The sequence below is a fragment of the Arthrobacter sp. P1_D12 genome (genome assembly GCF_056406175.1).
Window position 1 is genome coordinate 130,193 of record NZ_JBFUAR010000010.1, and the last position, 8,831, is coordinate 139,023.

The window sequence follows — 8,831 nt, forward strand, 5'->3', positions numbered from 1 at the left end:
CGGCCGGCCTCTCGTGGCCGCCGGTGGCGGTCATGCCGCCGCCGGGGCCACGCGGGGAGGATTTCAGTCCTCGAGGTCAACCTCGCGGACCATGTCAGCGCCGATCCCGGCCTTGATCGCGTCAAGGACCTGCTGGGGAACGGAGCTGTCGATGGTCAGCAGGGCCAGCACCTGGCCGCCTTCCGCCTGGCGTGCCACCTGCATGCCGGCGATGTTGATGTTGTTCATGCCCAGGATGTGGCCGATCGTGCCGATCACGCCGGGGCGGTCCGAGTAGGCAACCACCACGAGGTGTTCGCTGATCGGGATTTCCACCTCGTAGCCGTTGACGCCGACCAGTTTCTGGATCTGCTTCGGGCCCGTCAGGGTTCCGGCGACGGAGATCTGGCTGCCGTCGCTGAGGGCGCCGCGCAGGGTCAGGACGTTGCGGTACGACTCGGTGTCCGGCGTCGTGATGAGGCGGACGTTGATGCCGCGCTGCTCGGCGATGACGGGTGCGTTGACATAGGAGACCTGCTCGGTCACGACGTCGGCGAAGATGCCCTTGAGCGCCGCGAGTTCCAGGACCTTGACATCGAGCGAGGAGATCTCGCCGGCCACCTCGACGTCGAACTGGGTGAGGGAGGCATGGGTCAGCGCGGTGAAGATGCGGCCAAGCTTTTCCATCAGCGGGATGCCGGGGCGGACGTCCGGGGCGATGACACCGCCGGCGACGTTGACGGCGTCGGGGACCAGTTCGCCGGCCAGGGCCAGGCGGACGGACTTGGCGACGGAGACGCCGGCCTTCTCCTGGGCCTCGTCGGTGGAGGCGCCCAGGTGCGGGGTCACCACGACGTTGTCGAGTTTGAAGAACGGCAGGTCGGTGCTGGGTTCCTTGGAGAAGACGTCGACGCCGGCGCCGGCGATGTCGCCGGCCTGCAGCGCGGTGTAGAGGGCTTCCTCGTCCACCAGGCCGCCGCGGGCGACGTTGACGACGTACGCCGTGCTCTTCATCTTCTTGAACGCCCCGGCGCCGAGCATGCCGACGGTTTCCGGGGTCTTGGGCATGTGGATGGTGATGAAGTCCGACTGGGCCAGGAGCTCGTCGAGCGTCACCAGCTGCACGCCGAGCTGGGCGGCCCGGGCGGAGGTGATGTAGGGGTCGTACGCGAGGATCTTGGTGTCGAAGCCCTTCAGGCGGGCCGCGACCAGGGCGCCGATCCGGCCCAGGCCGATGATGCCGATCTTCTTCTCGAAGAGCTCGATGCCGGTGTACTTGGAGCGCTTCCACTCCCCGTCCTTGAGGGCGGAGCTGGCCTGCGGGATGTGGCGGGCGAGGCTCAGGATGTGCCCGACGGTCAGTTCGGCGGCGGAGACGATGTTGGAGGTCGGCGCGTTGACCACCATGACGCCGGCCTGGGTGGCCGCCTTGATGTCCACGTTGTCCAGGCCGACGCCGGCGCGGGCGATGACCTTGAGGTTCTTGGCGGCGGCGATGGCCTCGGCGTCCAGCTGGGTGGCGGAGCGGACCAGGATCGCGTCGACGTCGGCGATCGCGGAGAGCAGCTGGGAACGGTCGGAGCCGTCAGTCTGGCGGATTTCAAAGTCCGGGCCGAGGGCCTCGACTGTGGCGGGCGAAAGTTCCTCCGCGAGGAGTACGACAGGTTTGGTGCTTGTCACCGGTGACCTCTTTAGCTCTCTTGTGTATCTGGTGGGGATTTTGGTGAATCGGGTGGTACGGGTGGTGCTGGACAGCAGGGAAGCCGGACCCCAGGATGTGGTGTCCGGCTCCCCTGCCGGGCAATGCCTAGCGGGCCACTGTTCCTTCGGTGTAGTCGTCTTCGTTCTTGATCCAGGAGAACAGCTTGCGCAGTTCGCGGCCGGTGGCCTCGATCGGGTGGTCTTCACCCTTCTTGCGCAGCGCCTTGAACTCCGGCGCGCCGGCGTCCTGGTCGTCGATGAAGCGCTTGGCGAAGGTGCCGTCCTGGATGTCCGCGAGGACAGCCTTCATGTTTTCCTTCACCTGCGGGGTGATGACGCGGGGGCCGGAGACGTAGTCGCCGTATTCCGCGGTGTCCGAGACGCTCCAGCGCTGCTTGGCGATGCCGCCCTCGACCATGAGGTCGACGATCAGCTTGAGCTCGTGCAGCACCTCGAAGTAGGCGACCTCGGGCTTGTAGCCGGCCTCGGTGAGGGTCTCGAAGCCGTACTGGATCAGCTGCGAGGCGCCGCCGCAGAGGACAGCCTGCTCGCCGAAGAGGTCGGTTTCGGTCTCTTCGGTGAAGGTGGTCTCGATGACGCCCGCACGGGTGCCGCCGATCGCCTTGGCGTAGGACAGGGCCAGTTCCTTGGCCTTGCCGGACGGGTTCTGCTCGACGGCGATCAGGTCCGGCACGCCTCGGCCGGCTTCGAACTCGCGGCGCACGATGTGGCCCGGGCCCTTGGGGGCGACGAGGGCGACGTCGACGTCGGCCGGGGGCTGGATGTAGCCGTAGCGGATGTTGAAGCCGTGGCCGAAGAACAGGGCGTCGCCCGGCTGCAGGTTCGGGGCGATGTCCTCGGCGTAGACGTGGCGCTGGACCTGGTCCGGGGTCAGGACCATGATGAGGTCGGCCTCGGCGACGGCGTCGGCAACGTTCAGGACCCGCAGGCCCTCGGCCTCGGCCTTGGCCCGGGACTTCGAGCCTTCCTTCAGGCCGACGCGGACGTCAACGCCGGAATCGCGGAGGCTGAGGGCGTGGGCGTGGCCCTGGGAGCCGTAACCGATGACGGCGACGGTGCGGCCCTGGATGATCGACAGGTCGGCGTCGTCGTCGTAAAACATTTCAGTCACTGGGGTGTCTCCTTTTGAGTGGATTCTTCGTAGATATTGTCTGTGGTGCTGCGGTACAACGGGGCGGCTCCGGCGGTCTTACGCGCTGCGGAGGGCCCTGTCACTCATGGAGCGGGATCCCCGCCCAACGGCCAAGGTGCCGGACTGCACGATTTCGCGGATGCCGAATGGCTCAAGCACTGACAAGAGTGCGGTGAGTTTCTCGGGGTGGCCCGTTGCCTCAATGACCACCGACTCTGTGGAGACGTCGACCACTGAGGCGCGGAACAGGTCTGCAGCCTGGGTGACCTGCAGGCGTGTTGCGGCATCCGCACGTACCTTGACCAGGATGTGGTCGCGCTGTACGGAAGATTCGGAGGTGAGCTCGACGATCTTGATCACGTTGACCAGCTTGTTCAGCTGCTTCGTGACCTGTTCGATCAGCTCACCATCGGCGTCGACCACCACGGTCATCCGGGACATGCCCGGGACCTCGGTGGGGCCGACGGCCAGGGAATTGATGTTGAAGGCCCGGCGGGCGAAGAGGCTGGCGACGCGGGTCAGCACACCGGGCTTGTCTTCGACCAGAACGGACAATGTGTGGCGGGTCATGTTCAGTCCTCCTCTTCCCATTCCGGGGTCATGTTGCGGGCAACCTGGATCTGGTCGTTGCTGACCCCCGCGGGGACCATCGGCCACACCATCGAGTTGGGGCTCACGACGAAGTCGATGACCACGGGGCGGTCATTGATCTCCAGTGCCTTCTGGATGGTGGCGTCGATGTCCTCGTCGCGTTCGCACCGGAAGGCGGCGCAGCCGTAGGCATCCGCCAGCTTGACGAAGTCCGGGATGCGGACCGTGTCGTGGCCCGTGTTGAGGTCGGTATTGGAGTAGCGGCCCTCGTAGAACAGGGTCTGCCACTGCCGGACCATGCCCAGGGAGGAGTTGTTGATGATGGCTACCTTGATGGGGATCTTGTTGATCGCGCAGGTGGCCAGTTCCTGGTTGGTCATCTGGAAGCAGCCGTCGCCGTCGATGGCCCAGACCACGCGGTCCGGTTCGCCCACTTTGGCGCCCATGGCCGCCGGCACGGCGTAGCCCATGGTGCCGGCGCCGCCGGAGTTGAGCCAGGCGTGCGGGCGTTCGTACTTGATGAACTGCGAGGCCCACATCTGGTGCTGTCCGACGCCGGCCACATAGATGGCCTCGGGGCCGGTCAGGGCGCCGATTCGTTCGATGACGCGCTGCGGGGCGCTGAGGCCGTCTTCGGGTTCGGTCCAGCCGAGGGGGTAGGTTTCCTTGAGGTTGTTAAGGAATGCCCACCAGGTGGTCAGGTCCGGGGTGCCGAAGGCTTCGAACTGCAGGCGCAGGGCATCTGTCAGTTCCGGGATGATCTCTTTGACCGAGCCGACGATGGGGACGTCGGCCGTGCGGTTCTTGGAGATTTCCGCCGGATCGATGTCGGCGTGGATGACCTTGGCGTTCGGGGCAAAGGACTTCAGGATGCCAGTCACGCGGTCATCGAACCGGGCGCCCAGGGTGATCAGCAGGTCCGACTGCTGCAGGGCTGTCACGGCGGAAACCGTGCCGTGCATGCCCGGCATGCCCACGTGCTGGGGGTGCGAGTCCGGGAACACGCCCCGGGCCATCAGGGTGGTGACCACGGGGGCGCCGGTCAGCTCGGCCAGTTCACGCAGCTCGGCCGAGGCGTGGGCCTTGACCACTCCGCCGCCGACGTAGAGCACGGGCTTGCTGGCACCGGAAATGAGCCGGGCGGCCTCGCGGACCTGCTTGCTGTGGCCGCGCACCACGGGCCGGTATCCCGGGAGATCGATCTTGGGCGGCCAGGAGAACGTCATCTGGCCCTGCTGGGCGTCCTTGGCGACGTCCACGAGGACCGGGCCAGGGCGTCCGGTGGACGCCAGGTGGAACGCCTCGGCCATCACATGCGGGATGTCGTTGGGGTCCGTGACCAGGAAGGAGTGCTTCGTGATCGGCATGGTGATCCCGACGATGTCCGCTTCCTGGAATGCGTCGGTGCCGATCACCCCGCTGGAGACCTGGCCGGTGATGGCCACTATCGGCACGGAGTCCATGTGGGCGTCCATGATGGCGGTAACGAGGTTGGTGGCACCCGGGCCCGAGGTGGCGATGCAGACGCCAACCCGTCCGGTAACCATGGCGTAGCCTTGCGCGGCGTGGCCGGCTCCCTGTTCGTGACGGACCAAAACGTGGTTCATTTTGGAGGCCATCAAGGGGTCGTAGGTGGGCAGGATCGCGCCACCGGGCAAACCGAAAATGTCCTGGACGCCGAGTTCTTCGAGCGAGCGGACAATTGCTTGCGAACCGGTCATGACAGTCGGGGGTACGACGTTGTTCGGTCCGAGGACAGGAGAGACAGCAGCAGAGTCGACGCCGGCGTCAGCCGGACGTTCGACGCGTTCCGGAGCCTTGTGGGCTCCAGTGGACTTGGTGGCCATCAGCGAGGGGCTGATCGGCGATCCTTTGCTCATCGGACTCTTCCTTTGTGGATCTTCGGTGATCGTGGAACTACTGTTTTTGTTCTGGTGGTGCGGCTGGTGCTGCGGGAAATAAAAAAACCCCTCAGCCGACGGGCTCTTCGAGGGGTTGCGCGTGACGGTTCGTTACCAGTGAAGGCTAATGAGCCACGCGCTTGGTAAGTACGACAGAAACACCTGCAGCGCTTTCGACTGCAGTGCACTCAAATTCAGTGGCTCCGGCTGTAACGATCTCGATCATGCGTTCAGTTTTCCCTCTGAGTGAGACGGGTGTCAACGAGCCCGGCCCGTGTCTCACTATTTGGACAACGGTGTCCACTAGCTGGTCCTCCTGGTCTCCCCTTGCCCCCCGACACCGAACGGCGAGCCGCCCACATTGGCGGCAGGGCTTAATGAGGGAAACGCCGAGGGCCCCGGAGTGGGCGCGCCCCCCCCCCCCGCCCGTCCTTGACGAACGCGATGGGGCCGCCGTCGACGGCTTCCGGCGCGACGTGGCCGATGCACAGGCCGGTGGTTCCGCCGGAGAACCGTCCGTCGGTCAGCAGCAGGACGTCCTTGCCCAGGCCCGCGCCCTTGATGGCGCCGGTGATGGCGAGCATCTCGCGCATGCCGGGGCCGCCCTTGGGGCCTTCGTAGCGGATCACAACGACGTCGCCCTTGTGGATCTCACCCTTGTCCAGTGCATCGAGCGCGCCCTGTTCGCGTTCGAACACGCGGGCCGTGCCCTCGAAGACGTCGGCGTCGAAGCCGGCGCTCTTGACGACGGCGCCTTCCGGGGCCATCGAGCCGTGCAGGATGGTGATGCCGCCGGTCTTGTGGATCGGGTTGTCCAGTGCGCGCAGGATCTTGCCGTCCAGGTCCGGCGGGTTGATCGCGGCGAGGTTCTCGGCCACGGTCTTGCCGGTGACGGTGAGGCAGTCACCGTGCAGCAGGCCGGCGTCGAGCAGCGCCTTCATGATCACCGGCACGCCGCCGATCTTGTCGACGTCGGTCATCACGTAGCGGCCGAAGGGCTTGAGGTCGCCCAGGTGCGGGATCTTGTCGCCAATCCGGTTGAAGTCCTCCAGCGTCAGCTCCACCTCGGCTTCGCGGGCGATGGCGAGCAGGTGCAGCACGGCGTTGGTGGAACCGCCGAAGGCCATCGTGACTGCGATCGCGTTCTCGAACGCCTTGCGCGTCATGATGTCGCGGGCGGTGATGCCCAGGCGCAGGAGGTTGACCACGGCTTCGCCGGACTTGTGCGCAAAGGCGTCGCGGCGGCGGTCCGCGGAGGGCGGTGCGGCGGAGCCGGGCAGGGACATGCCCAGGGCCTCGCCGATGCAGGCCATGGTGTTGGCGGTGTACATGCCGCCGCAGGCGCCCTCGCCCGGGCAGATGGCCTTTTCGATGCGGTCCAGGTCCTCGCGGCTCATCTTGCCGGCGGCGCACGCACCGACGGCCTCGAACGCGTCGATGAGGGTGACTTCCTTTTCGGAGCCGTCCTCGAGCTTGACCCAGCCGGGCATGATGGAGCCGGCGTAGAGGAACACGGCGGCCAGGTCCAGGCGGGCCGCGGCCATCAGCATGCCGGGCAGCGACTTGTCGCAGCCGGCCAGGAGCACGGAGCCGTCGATCCGTTCGGCCTGCATGACCGTCTCGACGGAGTCGGCGATGACTTCGCGGGACACCAGGGAGAAGTGCATGCCCTCGTGGCCCATGGAGATGCCGTCCGAGACGGAGATGGTGCCGAACTGCATGGGGAACCCGCCGCCGGCGTGGACGCCTTCCTTGGCGCCCTGGGCGAGCCGGTTCAACGAAAGGTTGCAGGGGGTGATCTCGTTCCACGAGCTCGCCACGCCGATCTGCGGCTTGGCGAAGTCGTCGTCGCCCATGCCGACCGCCCGGAACATGCCGCGCGCGGGGGCGGCGTGGATTCCATCGGTAACGACCCGGCTGCGGGGCTTGATGTCCGGCTTGGTGTCTGCTGCTGTTTGGGTGTCCTGACTCATGGCTCAAAGTCTAGGGCTCTGCCACAGGCGCCAACGACCCAAGAACGGAGCGTTAAGCGGAAAACCGGGAATATTTCGATCAAATAGTGGACTCTCGTCTCACATCATGAAACCGGGGCCCCCTTTGACCTAGGCCCGGTGAGCCGCGTCACGCAGTTCCGGGGCCTCGGCGACACCTTGGGCCTCGGCCTTGAGCATCGCCAGGACCTGCTGGATGGTGGTCCGGGCCGCGACGTCCGGACGGGCCAGCGCCACGATGCTCCGGCTGGCCTTCACGCCCTCGAGCGGGCGCAGGACGAACCCCCGGCCCTGGTTGCTGACCGCCGTGTACCGCGGCAGCAGGCTCAGCCCGTGCCCGGCGCTGACCAGGGCTTCCAGGACCCGCAGATCCGGGAACTGCTGGGCCCGGACCGCCTGTGAGTCGGCCCGCACCTCGATCTGGCGCAGCACAGTGTCGAACGGAAAGCCCTCGGGGACTCCCATCCACGGAAAGCCGACGACGTCCTCGGCGCACAGTGTGGCTTTGCCGGCCAAAGCGTGCCCGGCCGGCAAGGCCACGTCCAGGGGTTCGTCCAGCAGCGGCACCACCGTCAGGCCCTGGCCGCCGAAGACTTCCGGACCGTCGACGCTGTGCGCCAGGACGATGTCGTAGTCCGCGGTCAGCCCGGCGAACCCGGCAACGCCCGGGTCCTCGAAGTGCGCCTCGAACCGGAGCCCCTCGACGGCTTTGACCCGGTGCAGCATGCCCGGCAGGAACATCTCCGCGGCGCTGGGAAAGAAGGCTGCCACCACCCGTGTCTGCCAGCCGCGCCGGTACGTGTCGATGGTTGCTTCCGCCCGGGCCATGGCCGTCGACACGTCGGCGGCGGCGCCGGCCATGGCCAGCCCTGCCTCGGTAAGGCGCACTCCCCTGCCGGATTTCTCTACGAGGACGACGCCCAGTTCCTCCTGCAGGGTCTTCAGCTGCTGCGACACTGCAGATGGCGTGACCTTCATGGCCTCGGCCGTGGCGCCTACGGTCCCGCGGCCGGCGAGTTCACGCAGTATCTGCAGTCGCTTGAAATCCATGAGGCGAGGCTACACGCCGGGCCGGGTTTGATTCCGGTTCCGGGCGGCTCACCGGACCGGGGATCCGCTCCAGGAATGCCCGGCATTTGGCCGCCGGGAGGGTGGACAGCCGGCTTTGCCCGGACGTAACGTCAAGCATCGGCAACCATGCCTCATGGGCTGAATACGGACTGAAAGGCTCTGCTATGGACTGGATCGTCTGGCTCGTTGTCATCATCGTGGTGGTCGCTGTGGTCTGGCGGCTGCTGAACCGCAACAAGAGCCGCCCGGGCGCAGATTCCTCATCCGTCGCAGGCACCAGCACCGGCACTTCTGCCGGCATATCTGCCGGCACCCCTGCCGGTTCGACGCCGGTGTCTGGAACGGCGACGGCGAGTCCGACGGCGGCGAGCGGTGCGGCGGCCAGTTCGACGGCGGCGGCCAGTGCGGCTGGCCCGGCAGCGGCCGGGGCCGCGGGTCCGACAG

Annotated in this window: 5 protein-coding genes and 2 pseudogenes; 1 reads left to right on the plus strand and 6 read right to left on the minus strand. The window is 66.7% G+C overall.

Annotated elements, in window-relative coordinates:
- Nucleotides 1-63: 63 nt before the first annotated feature.
- From serA to AC1DZV_RS09805, 6 genes and pseudogenes are all read right to left on the minus strand, one after another.
- Nucleotides 64-1,659, minus strand: coding sequence for a phosphoglycerate dehydrogenase (gene serA / locus AC1DZV_RS09780; RefSeq protein WP_476953566.1), 1,596 nt, complete (start codon nt 1,657-1,659; stop codon nt 64-66).
- A gap of 127 nt (nt 1,660-1,786) precedes the next feature.
- Nucleotides 1,787-2,812, minus strand: coding sequence for a ketol-acid reductoisomerase (ilvC, locus tag AC1DZV_RS09785; RefSeq protein ID WP_026266449.1), 1,026 nt, complete (start codon nt 2,810-2,812; stop codon nt 1,787-1,789).
- 78 nt (nt 2,813-2,890) lie between these two features.
- On the minus strand, nt 2,891-3,403 hold the full coding sequence (gene ilvN, locus AC1DZV_RS09790) for an acetolactate synthase small subunit (protein WP_018773531.1): 513 nt from the start codon (nt 3,401-3,403) through the stop codon (nt 2,891-2,893).
- 2 nt (nt 3,404-3,405) lie between these two features.
- Nucleotides 3,406-5,304, minus strand: coding sequence for an acetolactate synthase large subunit (locus AC1DZV_RS09795; protein WP_476951159.1), 1,899 nt, complete (start codon nt 5,302-5,304; stop codon nt 3,406-3,408).
- A gap of 446 nt (nt 5,305-5,750) precedes the next feature.
- A pseudogene (ilvD, locus tag AC1DZV_RS09800) lies at nt 5,751-7,298 on the minus strand (dihydroxy-acid dehydratase); the annotation flags it as partial.
- 129 nt (nt 7,299-7,427) lie between these two features.
- Nucleotides 7,428-8,366: a LysR family transcriptional regulator gene (locus AC1DZV_RS09805; protein ID WP_476848903.1), complete on the minus strand. Its 939-nt coding sequence runs from the start codon at nt 8,364-8,366 to the stop codon at nt 7,428-7,430.
- Nucleotides 8,367-8,551: 185 nt separating this feature from the next.
- On the opposite strand from AC1DZV_RS09805, the pseudogene AC1DZV_RS09810 reads away from it, so the two are divergent.
- A pseudogene (locus AC1DZV_RS09810) lies at nt 8,552-8,831 on the plus strand (hypothetical protein); the annotation flags it as partial.